Source organism: Serratia sp. H402Y (genome assembly GCF_051172415.1).
Taxonomy (GTDB): domain Bacteria; phylum Pseudomonadota; class Gammaproteobacteria; order Enterobacterales; family Enterobacteriaceae; genus Serratia; species Serratia ureilytica.
Genome location: NZ_JBPIYZ010000001.1, coordinates 1,132,307 through 1,152,464, shown reverse-complemented (window position 1 = coordinate 1,152,464; position 20,158 = coordinate 1,132,307). Strand labels below are relative to the sequence as shown.

The window sequence follows — 20,158 nt, the reverse complement described above, 5'->3', positions numbered from 1 at the left end:
TTCGTTATTCTGAGGCCAGCGCCAGGATCTTTTCCTGGTCCGCGTCGTCTTTGTCCAAAATGCCGGTGATGCGGCCGCCGTGCATCACCATCACCCGATCGCTCATGCCGAGGATCTCCGGCAGCTCGGAAGACACCAGAATGATGGCGACGCCGCGGTTGGCCAGCTCGCTGATCAGGCGGTAGATTTCCGCTTTGGCTCCCACGTCGATGCCGCGCGTCGGTTCGTCGAGTATCAGGATTTTCGGCTGCGCCAGCAGCCAACGCGCGATCAGCACCTTCTGCTGGTTGCCGCCGCTGAGGTTATTGATGATCTGATCCATGGTCGGCGTTTTGATGTTGAGCTTCTTGATCTGCGCCATGCAGTCTTTGGCCATCTGCACATGGCTGACGAAGCCGTTCTTGCCGATGTATTCCGACAGGTTGACGATGCTCATGTTTTCGACCACCGACAGCACCAGAAACAGGCCGGACTTCTTGCGATCTTCGGTGAGAAACGCCAGCCCGCTCTCGATCGCCTTCGCCGGGGAATCCACCTTCACCGCCTGGCCTTCGATAAAGATCTCGCCGCCGTCCGCCGGGTGCATGCCGAACAGGCTTTCCATCACTTCGCTGCGTCCGGCGCCCACCAACCCGGCGACGCCGAGGATCTCGCCGCGTTTGACGCTGAACGAGACGTCGTGGAACCAGCCGCTGCGGCGCAACCCGGCCACCCGCAGCACTTCCTCGCCGATGTTGTTGTTGAATTTGGGGAACATCTGCGTCAGCTCGCGCCCCACCATCATGGTGATCAGCGACTGTTTGGTCAGATTTTCGGTTTTGTCGCAGGCGATGAAGGTGCCGTCGCGGAAAATGCTCACTTCGTCGGTGATGGCGAAGATTTCGTCCATCTTGTGGCTGATGTAAATGATGCCCTTGCCCTGCTCGCGCAGCTCGCGAATGATGGCGAACAGGTGCACCACTTCACCTTCGGTCAGCGCCGAGGTCGGCTCATCCATGATCAGCACGTCGGCGTTGTAGGATACGGCCTTGGCGATCTCCACCATCTGCTGGCTGGCTATGCTCAGTTCGCCCACCAGCGTTTCCGGCCGCAGTTTGATGTTCAGCCGCGCCAGCAGCTCGCGGGTTTGTTCATTCAGCTGTTCGTGGTTGACGAACCCCAGCCGCGCCGGCTCACGCCCCAGCCAGATGTTTTCCGCCACCGTCATGTAGGGCACCAGGTTCAGCTCCTGGTGAATCATGGAAATGCCCGAATGCAGCGCCTGCAGCGTGTCGCTGAAGGTCACCGGCCGGCCTTTGATTTTGATCGAGCCCTCATCCGGGTGATAGATGCCGATCAGGCATTTCATCAGCGTCGACTTGCCCGCGCCGTTTTCGCCCATCAGCGCATGCACGCTGCCGGGTTTGATTTTAATCGAGACCTTATCCAGCGCTTTGACGCCGGGGAACTGCTTGCTGATGCCTTCGGCCTCAAGAACATAAGGGTACATACCGCTTACCTCCGCACTGACCCACGTTTTCTGCCGCGGGCGCTCAGGTGGAGCGCCCGCGGCAGGCTTCAAGGCTTATTTTTTGTTTTTATCGGCGAATTGCTGGTAATTGGCCTGGGTGATCAACTGATAAGGGATCAGCACGTTGCTCTCCACCTTCTCGCCTTTCACCAGTTGAACGGCGGTTTGCACCGCGCCTTCGCCCTGGCCTTTGGCGTCCTGGAACACGCTCAGCGCCAGATCGCCTTTTCTGATGAATTCCAGCGCATCGGGCGTGCCATCCACGCCGGCCACCCGCACGCCGGACTTTTTAGCCTGCTTGAGCGCCAGGATGGCGCCGATGGCCATTTCATCGTTGTTGGAGGCGATGGCGTCGATCTGCTGGCCGGTCAACACCCAGTCAGTGGTGATATCCACCGCATCTTTACGCGTCCACTTGGCGGTTTGCTTATCGACAATCTTGATGCCGGGATAGTTGGCCGCCACCTCTTCCACGCCGCGGGTGCGGTCGCGGGTCGATTCATTCGACAGTTCCCCCATCAGGATCATCACGTTGCCCTTGCCGTTCATCAGCTTGGCCAACGCTTCCATCTGCAGTTTGCCGGCCAGCTTGGAATCGGAGCCGACGTAGGCCATGCCGGCCGGGAGCGTCACTTCCGGCTTGCGGTTGACGAACACCAGCGGGATTTTGGCGTTCTCGGCCAATTTGATCATCGGCTTGACGCCCTGAGTATCCACCGGGTTGAGGATGATGGCGTCGACGCCCTGGCTGACGAAGTTTTCGATTTGTTGAATTTGCTGCGCGATGTCGCCCTTGGCGTCTTCGAACTGGCCGCTGACGTTGCCGTCGGCTTTCATTTTGTTTTGCATCGACTGGCGCAGAATGGTGAGGAAGTTGTCATCGAAGTAAGCCATGGAAACGCCGATCTTGATGTCTTTCGCCAACACGCTGGCCGGCAGCATGCACATCAGTACGGAGGCGGCGATCAGTTTCTTCAGCTTCATGTTCGTTACCCTTTAATCGTTAGAATGAAGTGGTCTGTTGATTGACAGCTAATGAAAGATATTTTTTACATTCAAACAACATTACGGTCGGTGTTATCCCTTTGATACGGCGAAATTACCGCGTTATCCCCGTATTAAGGCCGTGAACAAAATGGTGATCGATATCTCAAAACAGATTAAAAACAATCAATTGAAATAAACCCCTGGCAGAGCAAGCCGCGTCTTCGCCGCTTTTTTAAATGTTTATTTCATAATTGAGGTTATTGAAACTTTTTAACCCAAACAAGCGAAACATGCGTTTTGGAATGGCTTATTAACAAAAACATGACACGGATCTAACAAATGCAGTGAAAGCCATCGGGTAACGCGCCCCGCGCGTGCGCCACGCCGGGCGTCGGCAAAAACTGCGAGCGGGCGCGCAGTTTGCGGTTTCCGCGTTTCCCGACCATCCTTACTCGGCAATAATGGACATATCCCTATCTCAGGAGGACCTGACATGCAGCTCAGCAGTAAGGTGCGGATGAACCGCCTGTTCAATAACGGCAAGTGCCTGGATGTGGCGATCGATCACGGCATCGCCAACGAACCGGATTTCTTAATCGGTCTGGAAGATATCGAACGGGTGATGGGCAACCTGATCGCCGCGCGCCCCGACGCCATTCAGGTCAACTACGGCCAGGCGGAGCTGCTGCAGCGCGCGCCGCAGCGCGAAAAGCCGGCGCTGGTGATGCGCACCGACGTCGGCAACGCCTATAACGCAGCACGCCACCGTGAGATGTGGGCGGTGTTGCACAACCCGGAAGCGCCGATCCTCGCCGCGCTGCAAATGGACGCCGCCGCGGTGGTGGTCAATCTGTATATGATCCCGGATGAACCCGGCATTTTCCGCCAGTGCGTAGAGAACATCGGCCGCCTGCGCCACGCCTGCGATCGCTACGCCATGCCGCTGATGATCGAACCGCTGGTGATGGCCCCGGCCGGCCAGGGCGCCGCCTACGGGTCGCTCGGCGACGTGGAAAAGATCGTGCCGCTGGTGCGGCTGGCGCGCGAACTGGGCGCCGACATCATCAAGGCCGACCCGACCGAACGGGTGGAAGATTTCCACCGCGTGGTGGAAGCGGCGCGCTGCCCGACGCTGGTGCGCGGCGGCGGCAAGGGGGAGCTGGGCCCGGTGCTGGAGAAATCCGCGGCGCTGATGGCCCAGGGCGCGTCCGGCATGGTCTATGGCCGCAACGTGTATCAACACAGCAATCCGTCGCAGATGGTGCGCGCCCTGATGGCGATCATCCATCAAGGCGCCAGCGGCCAACAGGCGCTGGAGATCTACCACCAGCAGTGACCCGCTTTTGTAACTAAAATAACCCCTTCGCGACCCGGCAGCATGCTATAACCTGCTGCCGGTAACTGCAGCTTGCCTCATTCCTCGCTAGAATACGCCGTGATATCGCCATTCGGAGAACCGCCATGCCAAAACAACGGGTGCCGCTCAAGCTGAGCACCTCCATCACGCTGATGGTGTCCGCCATCATCGCTTCGGTGCTGCTGGTGGTGTTCGCGCTGTTTTTCGTGCAGATGAGCCGCGAAGGGCAAGAGCAGCTGCAGCAAAAAGCCATCGCTATCGCCAACACGCTGGCGCTCTCGAGCACCGTGATAGACGGCCTGCAGCGACGCGATCAAAGCGGCGCCGTGCAGCGCTTCGCCGAGCAGGTGCGCCATCAAAACGAGCTGCTGTTCGTGGTGGTGGTGGATATGCAGGGCATCCGCTATTCGCATCCCAAACCCTGGCTGATCGGCAAACATTTCATCGGCGAAGATCTGGCGCCGGCGCTGCAGGGCAACGTCAACAGCGCCATCAACCGCGGCACGCTGGCCCCGGCGCTGCGGGTGTTCGTGCCGGTGTATGACGAGCAGCGGCGGCAAATCGGCGTGGTGGCGCTCGGCATCGCGCTGGACACCGTGCAGCGGGTGGTGGCGGAAAGCCGCTGGATCATCTATTGGACCATCGCCTTCGCCGCGCTGGTCGGCAGCTTGGGCACTTTTTTCCTGGTCTCCGCGCTCAAACGCATCATGCTGGGTTTCGAGCCTTACGAAATCTCCACCCTGTTCGAGCAGCGCAACGCCATGCTGCAGTCGATTAAAGAAGGCGTGATCGCGGTCGATAATGATTCCCGCATCACCATCGTCAACGACGAGGCCAAGCGCCTGCTGCGCCAGAGCGGCCCGGTGGAAAACCTGCTGCTGGACGCCGCCAGCAAGCATTGGCCGGCGCAGCTGCATCTGGCGGAAGTGCTGGCCAGCGGCAAGCCGCTGCGCGATCGACAGATCAGCTTCAACGGCAGCGAACTGCTGACCAATACCGTGCCGGTGATCGTCAACGGCCAGGTGACCGGCGCCATCGCCACCTTCCGCGACAAGACCGAGGTCAGCCGGCTGCTGCAGCGCCTGAGCGGCATGGCGCACTACGCCGATGCCCTGCGGGTGCAGTCGCACGAATTTATGAACAAGCTGCACGTGATACTCGGCATGCTGCACATGAAGGCTTATCAGCAGTTGGAAAACTACATCATCAATACCGCCAGCAACTACCAGGAAGAGATCGGCGCGCTGCTGCGCAAGATCCACTCGCCGGAAGTGGCGGGCTTCTTCATCGGCAAGATCAGCCGCGCCCACGAAGCCGGCATCGAACTGACCATCGAGGAAACCAGCCTGCTGCCGGAAACCGACGACGCGGAAACCACGCACGTGCTGATCAGCGTGCTCGGCAACCTGATCGAAAACGCCATCGACGCCATCGATGGCGTTGAAGGCCACGAGATCGGCCTGAGCTTCCATCACCACGACGATCAATTACACTGTATCGTCAGCGACGACGGCCCCGGCATCGATCCGGAGATCGCCGCGCACATCTTTGAACACGGATTTTCCACCAAGGGAACGGGACGCGGCATCGGCCTGGCGCTGATCCGCAGCCATCTGGAGAAACTGGGCGGCGGCATCGATTTCGAGTCCGAACCGGGCGAGCTGACCCAATTTTTCGTGCACCTTCCCTATCAGGCCAAGAGCGGAACCCATGATTAACGTACTGATTGTCGACGACGACCCGATGGTGGCGGAGCTGAACAAATATTACCTGAGCCAGATCGGCGGTTTTCACTGCCAGGCGACGGTCGCCACCCTGGGCCAGGCGCGCGCCCTGCTGGCCGACGCCAGCGTCAGCATCGATCTGGTGCTGCTGGATATCTACATGCAGCAGGAGAACGGGCTGGATCTGCTGCCCGGCCTGCGCGAGCTCGGCGAGAAGACCGATGTGATCATCATCTCTTCCGCCAGCGATGTGAACACAGTGCAAAAGGCGCTGCACTACGGCGTGGTGGATTACCTGATCAAACCGTTCCAGTTCAGCCGCTTCAAGGAGGCGCTCAGCCACTATCGGCAACAGTCGCAGCTGCTGGCGCAGCGCGAGTTCTCGCAGGCCGACGTCGACAGCCTGCTGCGCCGCCAGCCCGGCGGCCAGGAGAGCAAAAAGCTGCCGAAGGGCCTGACCAGCATCACCCTGAGCACGGTCTGCGAGTGGATAGAACAGCAGCACGACAGCGAATTCTCCACCGACAACCTGGCCAACGCCATCGGCATTTCGCGGGTGTCCTGCCGCAAGTACCTCATCTACCTGGCGGAAAGCGGCATTCTCGGCACCCGCATTCTGTACGGCGCGACGGGCCGCCCGGTCTATCTGTATCAACTGAAGCCGGACGCGATCGCCATGCTGAAAGAGCATTGCCGCCCGGCATAAACGACGCCGGGCGCAGAAAGCGCCCGGACGTTGAAAGCTAGAAGTTGTACATGTAACACCTCGCCTCGCGGTGAGGATCTTTCGAGTGTATCCGCAGGCAGCGCCGCTTTTTCTGCTGCTGCTCCAGCTGACGCTGCTGCCGCTTGGCGGCTTCTGCGGCCTCGCGCTGCTGCTCACGCGCGATCGCTTGCTCATTGGCCTGCGTCAGGCTGTCGACATTCCACACCTTGTGGCGCAGCGCGCTGCGTTTTTTCTGGTACTCCTCGGGGACTTTATTGTCCTTCGGCGGCGCCGCGTGGTATTCCAAATCCACCCGCGCCTGCGCAAAGCAGGCGCAACACAGGGCCACGCCGGCCAACACTAGCCTCTTCATCGATAAACTCCTGACAAATCCCTGTTCTCATCTTTAGCAATTCAGCGGCCGGCCATTCAGCCAGGCGCGGCAATAAACGCCGACAAACGGCCGATGCGGCCCCGTCAGAGACGTCCGCCGCAGACGCAGCGACAGGCAACGGACGATATCGGCACCCTGCTCACAGGCCGTTCGGGCGCTCTGATGCCCCTGCGCGGAAGGTCTCGCCGCTTCCTGCGTTTGCAACCGGATTTCCAACGCTTCCCGCTCCGCACGCAGCAGCGCCAGCTGCATGCGCTCCGCCTGAATCTGTTCAGCCAACCAAATATGCTGCAACAAGCCATCCAGCCGCGCCGGACACCCCGCCGCAGAGGGACTTTCCGTCGAGGCGCCGGGCGAGGAATGGCGATCGATGAACGCCTGACTGCAAAATGAGGCCAGCAGCGCCAGCGCCGCAGCGATTAACGAAGGTAGTTTCAATACACAAGCTCCATGAATAAGCCGACTGGGGCGCGCCGCGAAAAACGACGCAGAGAACCGTTCAACAGCCGTTGAGTGAAGACACCTGAGGCTCCGCGGGATCGGGCGCATGTTGCCCTCCCGTCGCCGGCGCTTTCGCGTTTTCGGCATCGCATTCCGCCAGACGCGCCAGGGTTTCGGCCTCATTCTCCGTGGGCGGGGTCGGCTCAGCCATCTCTTGTCGCAGGCCATGCGCCAGCTCTTTCAATTTCTTCTGAAACAGCACGGGAGAAATTCCCTCGCATTGCCGATCGTAACGGGCCGCATTTGCTTGCAGACTCAACAACGACATTATCAACATGGCGACAATACGCTTTGCCATTGAAAACTCCTGTAAGGATGTCTGGGTATGTTGATATATATTCAACAAGCAGAGATTCATCGTTTAAAGATAAATAATGCATCGGAAAAACAGAGTAGCGAATTAATAATAAACCGTTCCACAATATCTTTGAGATAACGTCTGCCGCCCCGCCGAATAAAGAGCGGCGGTTAGCGCCCCCCTATTTTCGACCAGTCCAGCGTACCGCCGATACCGACCCGGCCTTCATTCAGCACGGCAGCGGCGGATTCGCCGGCGATAATGCGCTGTTTCTGTTCTCGCGTTGCGGGCTGCGGTGTTCCCCAATTCCCCCAGTGAGTGGAGGAGGATGAGGATGAAACAGTGGGGTGAATGGCACTGCATCCGTTTAATACAAGACACAATGCCAGAAGAGAATTACGCCATGTCATACTATTTCCCTTAAAATAACGCTATTGGTAGTGACGGTAAATGAAAAACGAGTTTATTTAGTTTAATAACTTTCGCCGCATGCAATCGCCTGCGACAAAAAGAATACGCAAGTGTTAATCACCCGTTATTTTAATTAACCTGAATCAAACAAATATCGTTCAATAAGACAACGCTAATCGCAGAAATGGGCCAGCAGGCTCAGCGCACTTCCGAGTGCGCTGGGATCTTACTCTTCGCCGTCCGGCTGCCAGGCCAGCAGATCGCCAGGCTGGCAGTCGAGAATGCGGCAGATCTTGTCCAGCGTTTCCAGCCTGACTCCCTTGACCTTGCCGTTTTTCAACAGAGACAGGTTTTGCTCGGTGATCCCCACCTGCTCCGCCAGCTCCTTTGAACGCATCTTCCTTTTGGCCAACATGACATCAAGACTTACGATTATTGCCACTCTATTCTCACACGAAAGAAAGCTGTTCTTCATTCAGCCGCAACGCTTCCAGAAATACCCGGCTAAATACCAGGATTGCGCAGCCTACGATCAGCGAGCGCACCGACTCGCTATTGACGCCATAATAAAGGATAAACAGCATTTTTTCATCGGCGGTCAATACCATCACCTGCAGCAGACCGGCTAACGACGGGAACAACACATCGACGATCAGCAAGATGCCAATGATCTGCAACAGCACCATATTGTTGCGATGCCACACGTTGCCGCGGAAGAATTGATAAAACAGCCCGGCGCCGCACAGCAGCGCGCTGTAATAGGGCAAATAACCGAGCATGTCGATAACCAGCGTGGCGAACAGCGCCCAGCGTTGCTGCGGGATCGCGTAGGCGAGTAGCTCCGGGTAATATTCCCGGTAAGAGGCGACGATATCGCGATAGGCTACGCCCTGCAGCCAGTCCCGCACGATGATGAACATCTCAACGCAGGTGCTGACGATCAGCATCGCCATAATGAGCAAACACAGACAACGCACATACAGCGGCAGATGGATCCTTGGCGCAGCGCCCATAATTTTCTATCCCTTAATCAACAGCAATAAATTATCGTAAAACGATAATTTATTGCTGTCAATGATCAAGTGGACTGATGAGTCAGGCGGTGGTCGCCAACGCGCGCACAATAAAAAAGGCCGGGCTAACCCGACCTTGTTTGACCGCTCGACGCGCTTAGACCAGTTCGATCACGTCGAAGTTGGCTTCGCCGCTCAGATCGGCATCGTAATCAACGCCCTGCAGACCGAAGCCGAACAGGCGCAGGAATTCCGCCTTGTAGCCCTGGTAATCCGTCAGTTCGTTGATGTTGCTGTCGTTCAGCTGCTTCCAGATTTCACGGCAGGTTTCCTGCACTTCGTCACGCAGTTCCCAGTCATCCAGGCGCAGACGGTGTTTCTCGTCGGTATCCGGCGCCGCACCGCTGTAAAGCTTGGTGGCGAACAGACGCTGGATCTGCTCGATGCAGCCTTCGTGAATGCCCTGCTCCTTCATGATCTTGAACACGATGGAGATATACAGCGGCATCACCGGAATGGCGGAAGAAGCCTGCGTCACCACCGACTTGAGCACCGCAACGTAAGCCGCGCCGCCTTTGGCCTGCAGCTTCTGGTTGATGGCGTGCGCCGCGCGATCCAGATCTTCTTTCGCCTTGCCCAGCGTACCGTGCCAATAGATTGGCCAGGTCAGATCGGTACCGATGTAGGAGTAAGCGACAGACTGCGCGTTATCCGCCAGCACGCCCGCTTCGTCCAGCGCGTCCATCCACAGCTGCCAGTCCTGGCCGCCCATCACCTTCACGGTGTCGGCGATTTCTTGCTCGTTGGCCGGCTCGACCACGGCCTCAACCAGCACGTCTTTGTTGGTGTCCAGCGCGACGGATTTGTACGGCTCGCCGATCGGCTTCAGTGCGGAACGCACCACTTCGCCGGTTTCCGGCATCTTACGCACCGGCGAAGCCAGCGAGTAAACCACCAGGTCAACCTGACCCAGGTCTTTCTTGATCAGATCGATAACGGTCTGACGGCACTCGTTGGAAAATGCGTCGCCGTTGATGCTTTTCGCGTACAGGCCTTCTTCTTTAGCTGCCTTGTCGAAACCGGCGGAGTTGTACCAACCGGCGGAACCGGTTTTGCCTTCGCTGCCAGGCTTCTCGAAAAATACGCCGATGGTGGCCGCACCGCTGCCGAAAGCGGCATTGATGCGCGAGGCCAGACCGTAACCGGTGGATGCACCAATGACCAGCACCTTTTTAGGCCCGTTTTTCAGTTCGCCGCGCGACTTAACGTAGGCGATTTGCTCACGGACGTTGGCTTCACAGCCTGCCGGGTGAGCGGTGGTGCAGATAAAACCACGAATTTTAGGTTTGATAATCATAGTAATTTTTTCTTGGTAGCTAAAAACCGAAGGACAATATACCTGATTTTCTCGATATACTTAAGAAAGTGCGAAAACAAGCGCAGTGAACAGACCAGTTTAGTCGAGGGATCAGGGTTGCCCAACTCCGCATCGTGATGCCTCCACGCGCCACGCTTCGCACCCTCAGCGCGTTCAAGCCTTCCCTCTTAAAATCAGCAAAAGTTGATCATGCTTCTGGCGTTGCGTTATGGTGTGGCTGTTTTTCGGTCGAAATCCAGGGAGGAACAAAGAAAAATGGATAATCCACTGTTACTAAAGGAACGTTTAAATACCTACTCGCAAACGATGGCTCGTCAACAAGGACGTATGCTTTTAGAACTCTCAGAGCGCGTTAATAGGGACTTTTTAAAAGATCGGACAGTCGGTAATGCCTTCAGACATGAGATGCACTGCTTTGTGAATGATAAATTGCAAAAATGCCAACAAGTAGGTGAAGCGGCGAATGTTGCAATGAGAGAAATGAAGCAAGAATATCAATCGCTTTCTGAGCAAGATCGCTTATTGCGAACTGACGCCGTGACACCTTATGCCGTAATGAGAAAGAAAGTCAGTCATGACGCCGTAGTGACCTACGTGTTAGCCGGCGTTGGCTTCCTCTCGGGAATAGCACAAATTTTACTCGGCGTGGGCTTGGATTGGACTGGCGTCGGAGCCATTCCAGGAACGTTACTTTTAATCAATGGCATCAATAATGTCTACGAAAACGGTTATACGCTGTTATTTGGCAAGAATACTATTGGTCCAGGCCGAATGATGTACCGTTCTGCGGCTTCAACGCTAGGCTATTCCCATTCAGCAGCAGACATGGCGTTAGGTGGCGTAGACTTACTGTTATCAGGCTATGGTTTACTAAAACTGTCGCTGAAACCCGAAGCCTGGCGATTATTTCGTTACATCAATACAGACTATATTCGCGGTTGGAGGAACATGGGAAGAGCCAGCTTGATGCTTGAAGGTGGCGCAGATGTCTCAACCATTAATTCCATTTATAAAAGCAGCCAGGAACAGTGATGGAACCGACTTTATATTATATTTTTTCTACTCTCGCTGCCGCGGCCTGTCTGGCCGTGAAATACGTCTTCAGACCGTCTCTGGGTTCCAAGGGTTATGTCGTTCTGGTTACGATATGCTTTTTAATCCTTTGCTGGCAATTTACCCTTTTTGCCAACGGCAACACGATGTTTATTGCTGACTCTGAAACATGGGCCAAAGAAAATTGGCCTCTACGCTACTGTGCGCTGGGGTTTGCTCTTGCACATGCCTTCGCCACTTTCGAATCCTCCAAAAGAAAGAAAAAAGACAAACTTTCCTGAAAACGTCACCACCAAATGAAACGCCATTTGGTGGTGACGAGATAGATCCATTACGCCTTGTGCTTTTCCAACTGCTCGATCAGCGTGTAACGCAGCGATGAGGCGTCGGCCGGTACGTTCTCCACCGGGGTGACGCGCACTTTCAGCCGATACTGATAGCCTGGTTCGAAGGTGAAACCCTCGATGCCGGTATAGAACAACTCCCACGGCTGCTGCGCGGAGCGGCGCACCTGCATGCACTTCATCGGGCCGACGCCCACGCAGTCCACCAGCGCGCTGTTGACCAACAACACTTCCGTTTGGCCTTCTTTCGCGTTTACGGGTTGATTCATCGAGGTTCCTTCCTGGCTGCAGCCGGCCAGCGCGGCCAACGCAACAAATAACAACGCTTTAATTTTCAATGTACTGCACCAATAGTCATCCAGGGGCGCCATGCTAACAAATTAACCGGCTCAAGAGAACGGATAGCGATACGGATCCACACGCCCAAAATATCATTCCTCGGTGCTCTATCAGTCTAGAAAATATCGCAAAATAAACCCCCTGTTCTTATCCGAACCGGTAATTACCCCCGCTATTTTTTCTGTTAAAAACAGCTGGCTTGCGCAAGCTTTACTGAATTTAACTGAATCGATAAAGAGGGAATTTTATGCAAGAGATCGATGCCAAACACTTTCACCTGATCGCCGGCGCCGGTAACTTTGCCGACAACCGCGGCAGCAATGGCCGCGTCAACAACAACGGCGGCAACAAGAACGGGGGCGGGTCATCCAATCAGGGATTCTACGGCAAGCACACCTCGCCGGATTGCGTTAACGGCGTGATCACCGGTTCTCTGGGTGGCCTTGGCGGCCTGGCGGTAGGCGCGCTCAACGGCGGCTGCTTCAAGGAAGGCAGCAAAGGCGGCGGCAACGTCGGTATGGGGAAAGGCGGCAACAAAAACAGCGGCAGCAACTGCAATAGCAATAAAGGCGGCAATACCTGTTCGCGCTAAGCGGTTTTAATTAATCAAAGCCCCGGCTGAACCTCTCCGTTCGGTCGGTGCTTTCCGTATTTTTGGTGATAACCATGTTTAAACTGTTTCGTACCTTATGCCTGCTGCTCGGCTTCTGGATCGCCACTCTGCTGCTCAGCGGCGCGGGGGTCTCCTTTACCCACGGCTACGCCGCGCCTAAAAATCTGTCGCATTTCGTCGTCTCGCTGGTGGTGGTCGGCGCCATCCTGCTGTGGACCCATAAATTGCTGCGGTTCTTTTTTGCCGAGAAATTTGAGAAGAAACCGCGTTAAGCCGTGTTCTTATTGGGAGCGCCGCCCGCAACGATAAAACCGGCATCGCGAATCGCCGCCTTAACCTGCCTGGCGTCCATCACGGCCGTTTTCACATAGCCAAAAAAGGCCACCCGCGCGCCGGGCAAACGGATTGGCGTCGCCAGTTGGGCCATCAGATCACGATTGCGCTGCGCCATCAGCTCGGCGCGCGCCCGCCAAAACGCGGTGGCATCGGCGCGTGTTTCAGTGGCGGTGTCGAACCGAGAGGCCAACTCGCTGAGCGCCTCCCACTCCGCCAGCAGGGCGGCGACTACTTCAGGATTAGCCACCTGCTCCCAGTCAGAGGGTAAGGCCCCCTCACGCCACGCATTGAGATAGCCGGGCAACATCATCTTTAATTGACTCAGTTGCTCGTTCACTGCGGGTTACCTTTTATAGCGCCTGATGCCGGGATATTTCCCATAATGACACTCTCGTTAAACCGTTGATGGGAGCAATGGCCGAAGCTTATCAGCGCCATAGATGACGTAATGACTTTTGGTGCGGCCAAATTAGCGATAGGTGCGGTTGGGGGGTGAGACGGGAGCTCGGACTGATGGCTGTGACGCGAAAAGAGAAACGGGGATTGTTGCTGGCGTCTTAGGTGAAATTTACTTATAAATCAAACACACAAAAAAAGACCGAATACGATTCCTTTATGCGCAAAGTAATTAAAATAGCAATAAAAAACAAATAGTTAAAACATAAAACCCTTTCACAGTCCCTTGCTATACCTTGCATTTCCTTTCTTTAATTTCAGTCATTTACCAAAGTTCTCGGATCAGTTCGGGATAAATTCGGCCGTGATCGCTGCGTTAATGACCGGTCATCAAATAACCGGCAGGTCATCCCATTCACAACTCCGCATGTCGTTCACGCAGTACATCACCACGCCGAACACCTCGATCCCTTCTTCCGAATCTTCATTACCGAGTTCAGTTTCCCGGCCCGAGCCGTCCAGAAATTCGAGCGCTCGATTCGGGTAAAGGCGAAGCCGGCGCAGCACGTGGGCGCCTTCCTCCGCAGCTACGATAATGCTGCCGTGTACCGGCGTCGCCGACGAATCGACAACAAGCAACGCGTCAGCGTGGATACCGACCGCCATCGCCTGGCCGGCGGCGCGGAGCAGATAAGTAGCGCTCGGCTTTGAAATGCAGATCTCGTCAAGGCTCAAGCGGCGCTCAACGTAGTCTGCTGCCGGGCTAGCAAATTTTGGCATCATTCCCATAGTGTTTTACCTCACAACAAATACTGTATACAAATACAGTATAAGCGTAAGAAAAAACCGATGTGAAGATAGATTCAGCTCGAAAATGACAGATGCCTGATCGATAAAGAAAGATAGTTTCTATGAATGACCGGGTTCCCTCCCGGCGTGACGTACTGTTAAATCGACTCGAGAAACGCCTGTATTTTTGCGGCCATCACGATGTGTCCGGCATCGTTCGGGTGTAAACCATCGGGCGCAGAACCACCCGGGTACGTGAAATAGTATGAGTTGGCTGCAGGCACATACACGGGTAAATTCGCTACATGGTATAGATCAAGGCACGGGATTGAGTAGTGCGCAGCATATCGCTTAATCAGCTCAGAAAGCTGTTCAAGCGTATAGCCGACGGCATTAGGTGCCGCGTTGCTTCCCCAGTTGTCCAGCCGCGGCAGCGGAGTGAACACGGCTATTTTCTTCGAGTAGAACTTTGTGATCAGGCCGAGCAGACACGTATTGATGCAACCAGAAATCGTCGCAGTGCCTGTGTCAAGAAATGAACCGAGCGGCTTCGAATTGCTGATCTGTCCCCAATCGTTTGTGCCGAAAAATACAGTTAAATAATCTGGGTTTTCGGTAATTGTATCTGCAACCCCAGAGCGGCCATAATATCCTGTTCCGCTGATACCATAGTTGTAAACATCCATTCCTCCTACATTTTCTTTAACATAAGCGTGGTAGTTTTTCTTTGTTCTAAAGTTTTCTGCGGTGATACTATCCCCAATTGCGGCCCACGATTTCCCCTTTATTGGTGAGTTTTTTTGCCCCTCAATTTCAGCGATTAATTGTCGTGCTCTGGTATCCACAATTCCGTAGGCTTTTAGTGCAGACATTTTTTGCACAGGCCCGATGATCGATAATGTCGGCCGAATGTCCCATGCTGGGCCCGGTAGATACACGTTCATGAACGCAAATTTAGCGGAGCTGTCGGCAGGAACGGTAAACGAGCGTGTAGTGCCAGATCCACTCAGGGTAACAAGTCCGAGCGTAGCTCCTGTGACAAGATTATCCGTCTTCAGAGTAATGGCAAAGTAACTTGCATTGAACGATGAGGCACTAACTGTATACTCTTTTCCAGCAGTTACAGGAAAGACATTCAAAACAGTCCCTGTTGATGACTCGATATTTCCGGCATTTTCACCAAGCGCACGAACAAAGTAGTTTGATTTATTGTTTAATGAGTTATATAACTCACCTCCCATGTCTTCAATAAGAGACATGCTGTCTACAAGCATATCCTCGCGCGCATACTGATCATATATGTCTATACCATCAACTTGTTTTATTACATCAACCTGAACAGCCACGCTCTGCGTAATATCAAACCCACCGTTTGTTATCATCACATTCATGAACGCGAATTTAGCGGGGCTGTCGGCGGGAACGGTAAACTCCCTAACTGAACCTGTTCCACTTAGTTTTAAGAGTCCAAGCGTGTCGCCTGTTACGTTGCTATCGACTTTAAGAGCCATAGCAAAAAAATCCGTCCTAAAATCTGGCGACTCTATCCTATATGTTTGCCCAGGCTCAACCGGGTAGTAAGTTACTATTGTTGGGGTAGTAGCAGTCGGTTTAATTTTTCCAGCATCTACACCGCCCGCCACTACATAATAGTTACGCACATTCATTGTTTGGTCGTACAACTTAATCCCTACTCTTTGATTTAAGTTAACAACAGAATCATTTACGTGCTCAACAAACCTCTTGCTTGGGTCGGAATTTATAAATTTAGCCACCCCTGATTCGTTCTTGTAATAGTTAAATGAAATGGTAACGCCTGCACCATCTTGAATTGCAACACGGAACATTTTCCCGTCTGGCGTGCTAGCAATACCCGCAATCGTACCGTCAGGGTCTGTTGGTGATGTGTAGTGGGTATTGGCATCTGCGATGTTCTGGGCGTTTTCTGCGGCCGCCTCTGCCTTAGTAGCGGCGTCTGTCGAGATGACTGCATTCTCAGCCACGCCGTGGGCGGCTTCTACTGCGCCAAGTTCAGCCTGCGAAGCCTTCGCTGCAGAATTGGCCGCCGAAATTGCGCTACCTTGTGCCGCCTGGGCGTATGCATCACCTGCTGATGCGCCGGCAGTGCGGCGCTGACCAAGGGTAACAGAAACCCCTACCACGTCAGTGACTGGCAAATCGTTATTCGACATAAATTTATTCTCAGTTTAATTGTTGAAACAGTTAATACCCTGTTGCTTCCCAATATGCTGATAATTCGTTAGCGTTCATCCACACATTGAACCCAGAATTACTAGCCCCTTGTGCAATTATATTGTCAGTGGAACCACCGCTTTCACTAACCTGTCTTAATGTCAACTTGATGCATAGTAATTTATTGGGGAATGGAATTGGAAAGGATACGGGATTTGAGTTGGCCGAACGATTTACTATTCCTCCCTGCACGATTTTCCCTGCAGAATCACGCGACCACCAATTATCGCCATCGACATGCAGTTCATCCGGTCGATTGTTTGGGCTGTAAACCCGTTGGCCCGACTCGAAAATTGGAACTCCATTAGTTGTGTAAAAATTCCCTGCGGCATCCACGCCAAAACCGCGACCACTATCACTTCGGCTTACAGCCAGTGAACCATCATCGTAAGCTGCCACTACGCCAGTTTGATGCCCATCTGCATGACGAAAAACCACTACTCCACCTTGCGTGCCAACGTCACCAAGGGTATTTATAGGCCCGGTGATTGTCCCCCCGGTAATTGGCAGGGCGCCCACGTCACCAGAGGATAGTGCAATGTCACCGGAGAGCGATTTACCGTTAACTTTCTGCGTCTTTAAAACATATCGTCCATCGACTGAGCTATCTGCCAAATATTGATGAATTGCTTTCTCAAGTGATAGTTTCAGTTTATTTAAATCACCATCATCGAGAACATCATCACCAGATTGCTCTGCAATAAAGTCACCTAAAACGGCAGACATTACCGATGCCTGGCGCCATGTTTTATTAAGTTGCTCGCTTTTCGCTATACCTGCCGTATACCCAGCTCCGACGGCTGGAAGCGCTTCATATTCTGTTTGGGTCAAAACGTTTGCATATTCACCGATGGCAAACGGTTTAAATTCATTCTTCGCCATTTATCCCTCCGCAACTTCATAATTGACGGTGATCCCCATCGGTTTAATCGAGAGATAACCTTGCCGAATAATTTCTTTAGTGATTGCGGGTATTACTGCACCGCGAGCAGTGATCGTCATGCTCATATCCAAGTTGTCCGAAAAAGTGATCGCGATACCGCCTTCCGGATAAATGGCCGCCAGAACGGCGGGCAGCGTATCTACTGTGCCGTCCCAATTGTTGGCGCCGATTTTGGCGCGGAGCACCGTTCGATAGGTGTCGTCATCCAGATCGATATACTCATCACCGGAGTCATAACGCCCCTTCCACGTTCCCAGGTCGAAACCTAGGTTCGGATCATCGAACGAAAAATAATGGTTCACTGCCGGCGCGCGTATGCGGCGCCCGCGCCCCACCCACAGGCCGATAACATCGAGCTGAGCGCCGATAGCGTTGTCGAGGTCAAAGGCCGGCACGATACCGCGCGTGCTGTCCTGTTGGCGCGCGAACGCTTCAGTAACCGCATTGACGGTGGCGAAGTATTTGGGGAATTGGCAATGATAGGCAGGTATTAATGCGGTGTATTTGTTGGTCATCATGCCACCGTGATAATTGCGATATTCTCCGGCGAACAGGTCGCAGACTCGTTAAACAGAATCGGGATATTGGCTTCATTCATCGCGACCGCATCTTTGCCGATGCTTACCGTCATCAGGTCATAGGTTTTACCGCTGTCAGCGTTGCCCAGCGCGGCGGGAACGTAGAGCCGCGAAAAATAGACTGTGTCGCCGATGTAAAGCGTGTTGATGTAGTCAGACACGGCTTTTTTTATGTCTTCGCCGATGTCGCTGGTGTAGCCAGGAAGCACCTTAATTTTGATAGCGGCGCAAATCGGAACTTTGGTCGGCCGGAAGAAATGGATTGGCTTGTCTGTGCCGTAGGTGTCCTTGACGATCACCATCGTGGTGCCGAACGTCGGCGCGCCAGGTGATTTTTTTATCGCGATGATCCGGGCGATCTCTTCTGCATCGCCGCCGTCTACCACCATCGAAACCGAATGCGCTGGCACGCCGTTGATGTCGGTTTCGGATGTGTCGTTGTCGTAGCCCTTGTAGCGCGTCACGCCTGTTATATTGGCAATGGCGCCTATCAGCCCTTCCATGACAGTTCGGGACGGTAGCGCGACGCTGAGCGCCTGCCGCTGGCGCAGCTCGGCGTCAGTTTCCACCGGTTTGCCGGCGGTGGCCGCTTCAGGGTTCGTGACGGATTGCCAGCCGCGCGTAGGTGTGGCGATTTGCGAAACATCGCCGGACAGCGCGGTGATAGCGCCTGCCTTCTGCGCCGTCGCAGTTACTACCGCCTGGCCGTGAATATCGAGTTCCACCTCTGCCGGCAAATCCCAGAGGTTCCCGGCGCTGTCGCGTACCGAGGCATTTCTGATGACTATGCCAACCTGACCGATCAGCTTCACGTCAACCGTGGAATTTGACGGCGCCTTTCGGCTGATACCGTTGATTTTGACGTTACTCGCCAACCCCGCACCGGTGCCGGTCGCCGGGCTAAACGCATTCCAGGTGGCGATCGCCGCATTGTTGCCGCCGTGCATCGCGTATGCGATCAGCGACAACAGCACGCCGTCTTTGCTGTCTGGCTCGATGTAGATGTCATCGCCATAGATGCCGCGAAAAATCGTCTGCCACCCGGTGAGGATGGTCTGGAATTCAGGCGCGCTCATCCCTGCCGCCGTTATTTTTGGCAGCATCGAATCGATAATGTCTTCATACATAGGTTGTTATCGAGGTTTGACCGAAGGCGGTGTTTAACGTGGCCGTGATCAGGAGGTCGCGCGTATCAACATCGCGCTGGCTCTGGTACTCGACGATCTCGGTCACGTTCGGCGTGCCGAGGATGCGCTCGCGGATCACGATGTCATAGAGGCCCGACGTGTATTTGCCGAGTATCTGCGTCCAGTCGGTGCCGGCGGTGGTATCGAGGAACCACTCGCCCTTTCGCAGCTGCAGGCGGCTGATCACCGCCATGCCCACAGCCTCGGGCGTGTTAATGAAGAAATCACCCTCGCCGCGCCCGAAGCTGTAATCGCCATTCTTGTCTTCTTTACGGTATCTCACTGCGGGCCTCCCGTCTGGCCGCCGCCAGTTTCTACACCACCGTGCTTGTGCGTCTGCAGGCTGATGCCGCCGGCAGTGACATCGTTATTCACGGTCACCGGCCCATGCATCGTAGCCGTGCCGCCTCCGTCGCCCATGCCTTGTGACAGGTTGCCGTTGATGGTCACGTTGCCGTTGAGCACAATCTCGGGGGAGCTGATCTCCGTGCCGCCCTGCGCGCTGGCGGTCAGCTTGCCCGGCGTGGTAACAGTCACCGCGTGGCTGCTGGGGTCGAGTTCTATAAATGCGGCGCCGTCGTCGGTGCGCAGCTGCGCGGCGCTGGTGCTGATACCGCTGATTTTCTGGGCCTGAGACTGCGGACCGACAATAGCGAAAGCATCAGACAGGTGGTGCATGCGTTCGGCGGCCGACTCCTGCACGCCGCCGTTTTGCCACCAGAAATCGATGCTACGGTCGGCAAACACAAGAAGGCACTCGTCACCCGACTTGACCGGAAACGTGAGCGTAACGCCCCCGCCGCGAGGGAAAATGACCGGCACATCTACCAACAGTGGCAAGCTGGCAGAATTTCCGCCGCCGGCGCTTTCCGGCTCGGAACCTTTCACGGCCGGCAGGACAACACAGGTCACCGCGTCCGCGTCAAAGGATTGAATGATGCCGGGGATCGATACGCGCATTCCTGCGTTGATGGCGTCGATCAGCGCCTGGTCGGCCTGCTGCTTATCGCCGATTTGAGATGTAAGGGATACGGGCATGAATTTTTCC

24 protein-coding genes are annotated in these 20,158 nt (G+C 54.9%); 7 read left to right on the top strand and 17 right to left on the bottom strand.

The features are described from left to right. Window positions 1-4: 4 nt before the first annotated feature. Window positions 5-1,489: a sugar ABC transporter ATP-binding protein gene (locus tag ACSBQS_RS05890; protein WP_033642731.1), complete on the bottom strand. Its 1,485-nt coding sequence runs from the start codon at window positions 1,487-1,489 to the stop codon at window positions 5-7. A 75-nt stretch (window positions 1,490-1,564) separates the two neighbouring features. Continuing rightward, on the bottom strand, window positions 1,565-2,494 hold the full coding sequence (locus ACSBQS_RS05885) for a sugar ABC transporter substrate-binding protein (protein ID WP_033652022.1): 930 nt from the start codon (window positions 2,492-2,494) through the stop codon (window positions 1,565-1,567). A gap of 496 nt (window positions 2,495-2,990) precedes the next feature. Here ACSBQS_RS05885 and ACSBQS_RS05880 point away from each other — a divergent pair, with 496 nt between their 5' ends. The 3 genes from ACSBQS_RS05880 (at window position 2,991) to dcuR (ending at window position 6,284) form a co-directional block, all read left to right on the top strand. Beyond that, window positions 2,991-3,833: a class I fructose-bisphosphate aldolase gene (locus ACSBQS_RS05880; RefSeq protein WP_197666363.1), complete on the top strand. Its 843-nt coding sequence runs from the start codon at window positions 2,991-2,993 to the stop codon at window positions 3,831-3,833. Window positions 3,834-3,958: 125 nt separating this feature from the next. Then, complete coding sequence (locus ACSBQS_RS05875) at window positions 3,959-5,572, top strand: sensor histidine kinase (protein WP_342164952.1); 1,614 nt, start codon at window positions 3,959-3,961, stop codon at window positions 5,570-5,572. Beyond that, window positions 5,565-6,284, top strand: a complete 720-nt coding sequence (gene dcuR / locus ACSBQS_RS05870; protein ID WP_033642727.1) for a two-component system response regulator DcuR — start codon at window positions 5,565-5,567, stop codon at window positions 6,282-6,284. Before ACSBQS_RS05875 ends, dcuR begins: the two co-directional genes overlap by 8 nt. Before the next feature lie 37 nt (window positions 6,285-6,321). Here dcuR and ACSBQS_RS05865 read toward each other — a convergent pair whose 3' ends face one another. The 6 genes from ACSBQS_RS05865 to fabV all read right to left on the bottom strand — a co-directional run bounded on the left by ACSBQS_RS05865 (window position 6,322) and on the right by fabV (window position 10,258). Beyond that, complete coding sequence (locus ACSBQS_RS05865) at window positions 6,322-6,657, bottom strand: hypothetical protein (protein ID WP_047026275.1); 336 nt, start codon at window positions 6,655-6,657, stop codon at window positions 6,322-6,324. A gap of 33 nt (window positions 6,658-6,690) precedes the next feature. Continuing rightward, window positions 6,691-7,116, bottom strand: a complete 426-nt coding sequence (locus ACSBQS_RS05860; RefSeq protein WP_089191557.1) for a hypothetical protein — start codon at window positions 7,114-7,116, stop codon at window positions 6,691-6,693. 61 nt (window positions 7,117-7,177) lie between these two features. Continuing rightward, window positions 7,178-7,477: a hypothetical protein gene (locus ACSBQS_RS05855; protein WP_033642724.1), complete on the bottom strand. Its 300-nt coding sequence runs from the start codon at window positions 7,475-7,477 to the stop codon at window positions 7,178-7,180. Window positions 7,478-8,114: 637 nt separating this feature from the next. Then, window positions 8,115-8,330 carry a helix-turn-helix domain-containing protein gene (locus ACSBQS_RS05850; RefSeq protein ID WP_025302459.1) on the bottom strand — a complete coding sequence of 72 codons (216 nt, stop codon included), beginning with the start codon at window positions 8,328-8,330 and terminating at the stop codon, window positions 8,115-8,117. 7 nt (window positions 8,331-8,337) lie between these two features. Further along, window positions 8,338-8,901 (bottom strand): DUF2975 domain-containing protein, encoded by a 564-nt coding sequence (locus ACSBQS_RS05845; protein ID WP_197749751.1) that lies wholly within the window; start codon window positions 8,899-8,901, stop codon window positions 8,338-8,340. 157 nt (window positions 8,902-9,058) lie between these two features. After that, window positions 9,059-10,258 carry an enoyl-ACP reductase FabV gene (fabV, locus tag ACSBQS_RS05840; RefSeq protein WP_033642722.1) on the bottom strand — a complete coding sequence of 400 codons (1,200 nt, stop codon included), beginning with the start codon at window positions 10,256-10,258 and terminating at the stop codon, window positions 9,059-9,061. 276 nt (window positions 10,259-10,534) lie between these two features. Between fabV and ACSBQS_RS05835 the strand changes: the two genes are divergently transcribed. Together ACSBQS_RS05835 and ACSBQS_RS05830 are read left to right on the top strand one after the other, a co-directional pair. After that, on the top strand, window positions 10,535-11,311 hold the full coding sequence (locus tag ACSBQS_RS05835) for a DUF4225 domain-containing protein (protein ID WP_197666365.1): 777 nt from the start codon (window positions 10,535-10,537) through the stop codon (window positions 11,309-11,311). Beyond that, window positions 11,311-11,613, top strand: coding sequence for a hypothetical protein (locus tag ACSBQS_RS05830; RefSeq protein ID WP_042784229.1), 303 nt, complete (start codon window positions 11,311-11,313; stop codon window positions 11,611-11,613). The genes ACSBQS_RS05835 and ACSBQS_RS05830 overlap by 1 nt, the downstream gene beginning before the upstream one ends. A 50-nt stretch (window positions 11,614-11,663) precedes the next feature. On the opposite strand, the gene ACSBQS_RS05825 is transcribed toward ACSBQS_RS05830, so the two are convergent. Further along, a complete protein-coding gene (locus ACSBQS_RS05825; RefSeq protein WP_043141612.1) occupies window positions 11,664-12,014 on the bottom strand; it encodes a DUF4377 domain-containing protein in 351 nt (116 codons plus the stop codon). Window positions 12,015-12,262: 248 nt separating this feature from the next. On the opposite strand from ACSBQS_RS05825, the gene ACSBQS_RS05820 reads away from it, so the two are divergent. Together ACSBQS_RS05820 and ACSBQS_RS05815 are read left to right on the top strand one after the other, a co-directional pair. Continuing rightward, window positions 12,263-12,607, top strand: coding sequence for a hypothetical protein (locus tag ACSBQS_RS05820; protein ID WP_033642719.1), 345 nt, complete (start codon window positions 12,263-12,265; stop codon window positions 12,605-12,607). 74 nt (window positions 12,608-12,681) lie between these two features. Further along, a complete protein-coding gene (locus tag ACSBQS_RS05815; protein ID WP_004940942.1) occupies window positions 12,682-12,900 on the top strand; it encodes a hypothetical protein in 219 nt (72 codons plus the stop codon). Here the strand turns inward: ACSBQS_RS05815 and ACSBQS_RS05810 are convergent. The 8 genes from ACSBQS_RS05810 to ACSBQS_RS05775 all read right to left on the bottom strand — a co-directional run bounded on the left by ACSBQS_RS05810 (window position 12,897) and on the right by ACSBQS_RS05775 (window position 20,148). Further along, complete coding sequence (locus ACSBQS_RS05810) at window positions 12,897-13,301, bottom strand: hypothetical protein (protein ID WP_342173903.1); 405 nt, start codon at window positions 13,299-13,301, stop codon at window positions 12,897-12,899. The two genes, ACSBQS_RS05815 and ACSBQS_RS05810, sit on opposite strands and share 4 nt — an antisense overlap. 449 nt (window positions 13,302-13,750) lie before the next feature. Beyond that, window positions 13,751-14,149 (bottom strand): S24 family peptidase, encoded by a 399-nt coding sequence (locus ACSBQS_RS05805; RefSeq protein ID WP_084969811.1) that lies wholly within the window; start codon window positions 14,147-14,149, stop codon window positions 13,751-13,753. A 158-nt stretch (window positions 14,150-14,307) separates the two neighbouring features. Continuing rightward, on the bottom strand, window positions 14,308-16,341 hold the full coding sequence (locus ACSBQS_RS05800; protein WP_434989949.1) for an SGNH/GDSL hydrolase family protein: 2,034 nt from the start codon (window positions 16,339-16,341) through the stop codon (window positions 14,308-14,310). Between the two features lie 31 nt (window positions 16,342-16,372). Continuing rightward, window positions 16,373-17,284 carry a gp53-like domain-containing protein gene (locus ACSBQS_RS05795; protein WP_434989947.1) on the bottom strand — a complete coding sequence of 304 codons (912 nt, stop codon included), beginning with the start codon at window positions 17,282-17,284 and terminating at the stop codon, window positions 16,373-16,375. Further along, the gene (locus tag ACSBQS_RS05790; RefSeq protein ID WP_434989945.1) at window positions 17,285-17,863 is read right to left on the bottom strand and encodes a DUF2612 domain-containing protein; all 579 of its coding nucleotides are present in this window, start codon (window positions 17,861-17,863) and stop codon (window positions 17,285-17,287) included. Further along, window positions 17,860-19,050: a baseplate J/gp47 family protein gene (locus ACSBQS_RS05785; protein ID WP_434989943.1), complete on the bottom strand. Its 1,191-nt coding sequence runs from the start codon at window positions 19,048-19,050 to the stop codon at window positions 17,860-17,862. The genes ACSBQS_RS05790 and ACSBQS_RS05785 overlap by 4 nt, the downstream gene beginning before the upstream one ends. Beyond that, complete coding sequence (locus ACSBQS_RS05780; RefSeq protein WP_434989942.1) at window positions 19,043-19,393, bottom strand: hypothetical protein; 351 nt, start codon at window positions 19,391-19,393, stop codon at window positions 19,043-19,045. Before ACSBQS_RS05780 ends, ACSBQS_RS05785 begins: the two co-directional genes overlap by 8 nt. Beyond that, window positions 19,390-20,148: a phage baseplate assembly protein V gene (locus ACSBQS_RS05775; protein ID WP_434989940.1), complete on the bottom strand. Its 759-nt coding sequence runs from the start codon at window positions 20,146-20,148 to the stop codon at window positions 19,390-19,392. Before ACSBQS_RS05775 ends, ACSBQS_RS05780 begins: the two co-directional genes overlap by 4 nt. Window positions 20,149-20,158: the final 10 nt, after the last annotated feature.

What these genes read in the sequence shown, in the direction of transcription:
- ACSBQS_RS05890 (WP_033642731.1), bottom strand. Translation starts at nt 1,489, where the DNA reads ATGTACCCTTATGTTCTTGAGGCCGAAGGCATCAGCAAGCAGTTCCCC.
- ACSBQS_RS05885 (WP_033652022.1), bottom strand. Translation starts at nt 2,494, where the DNA reads ATGAAGCTGAAGAAACTGATCGCCGCCTCCGTACTGATGTGCATGCTG.
- ACSBQS_RS05880 (WP_197666363.1), top strand. Translation starts at nt 2,991, where the DNA reads ATGCAGCTCAGCAGTAAGGTGCGGATGAACCGCCTGTTCAATAACGGC.
- ACSBQS_RS05875 (WP_342164952.1), top strand. Translation starts at nt 3,959, where the DNA reads ATGCCAAAACAACGGGTGCCGCTCAAGCTGAGCACCTCCATCACGCTG.
- dcuR (WP_033642727.1), top strand. Translation starts at nt 5,565, where the DNA reads ATGATTAACGTACTGATTGTCGACGACGACCCGATGGTGGCGGAGCTG.
- ACSBQS_RS05865 (WP_047026275.1), bottom strand. Translation starts at nt 6,657, where the DNA reads ATGAAGAGGCTAGTGTTGGCCGGCGTGGCCCTGTGTTGCGCCTGCTTT.
- ACSBQS_RS05855 (WP_033642724.1), bottom strand. Translation starts at nt 7,477, where the DNA reads ATGGCAAAGCGTATTGTCGCCATGTTGATAATGTCGTTGTTGAGTCTG.
- ACSBQS_RS05845 (WP_197749751.1), bottom strand. Translation starts at nt 8,901, where the DNA reads ATGGGCGCTGCGCCAAGGATCCATCTGCCGCTGTATGTGCGTTGTCTG.
- fabV (WP_033642722.1), bottom strand. Translation starts at nt 10,258, where the DNA reads ATGATTATCAAACCTAAAATTCGTGGTTTTATCTGCACCACCGCTCAC.
- ACSBQS_RS05835 (WP_197666365.1), top strand. Translation starts at nt 10,535, where the DNA reads ATGGATAATCCACTGTTACTAAAGGAACGTTTAAATACCTACTCGCAA.
- ACSBQS_RS05830 (WP_042784229.1), top strand. Translation starts at nt 11,311, where the DNA reads ATGGAACCGACTTTATATTATATTTTTTCTACTCTCGCTGCCGCGGCC.
- ACSBQS_RS05820 (WP_033642719.1), top strand. Translation starts at nt 12,263, where the DNA reads ATGCAAGAGATCGATGCCAAACACTTTCACCTGATCGCCGGCGCCGGT.
- ACSBQS_RS05815 (WP_004940942.1), top strand. Translation starts at nt 12,682, where the DNA reads ATGTTTAAACTGTTTCGTACCTTATGCCTGCTGCTCGGCTTCTGGATC.
- ACSBQS_RS05805 (WP_084969811.1), bottom strand. Translation starts at nt 14,149, where the DNA reads ATGGGAATGATGCCAAAATTTGCTAGCCCGGCAGCAGACTACGTTGAG.
- ACSBQS_RS05800 (WP_434989949.1), bottom strand. Translation starts at nt 16,341, where the DNA reads ATGTCGAATAACGATTTGCCAGTCACTGACGTGGTAGGGGTTTCTGTT.
- ACSBQS_RS05795 (WP_434989947.1), bottom strand. Translation starts at nt 17,284, where the DNA reads ATGGCGAAGAATGAATTTAAACCGTTTGCCATCGGTGAATATGCAAAC.
- ACSBQS_RS05790 (WP_434989945.1), bottom strand. Translation starts at nt 17,863, where the DNA reads ATGATGACCAACAAATACACCGCATTAATACCTGCCTATCATTGCCAA.
- ACSBQS_RS05785 (WP_434989943.1), bottom strand. Translation starts at nt 19,050, where the DNA reads ATGTATGAAGACATTATCGATTCGATGCTGCCAAAAATAACGGCGGCA.
- ACSBQS_RS05775 (WP_434989940.1), bottom strand. Translation starts at nt 20,148, where the DNA reads ATGCCCGTATCCCTTACATCTCAAATCGGCGATAAGCAGCAGGCCGAC.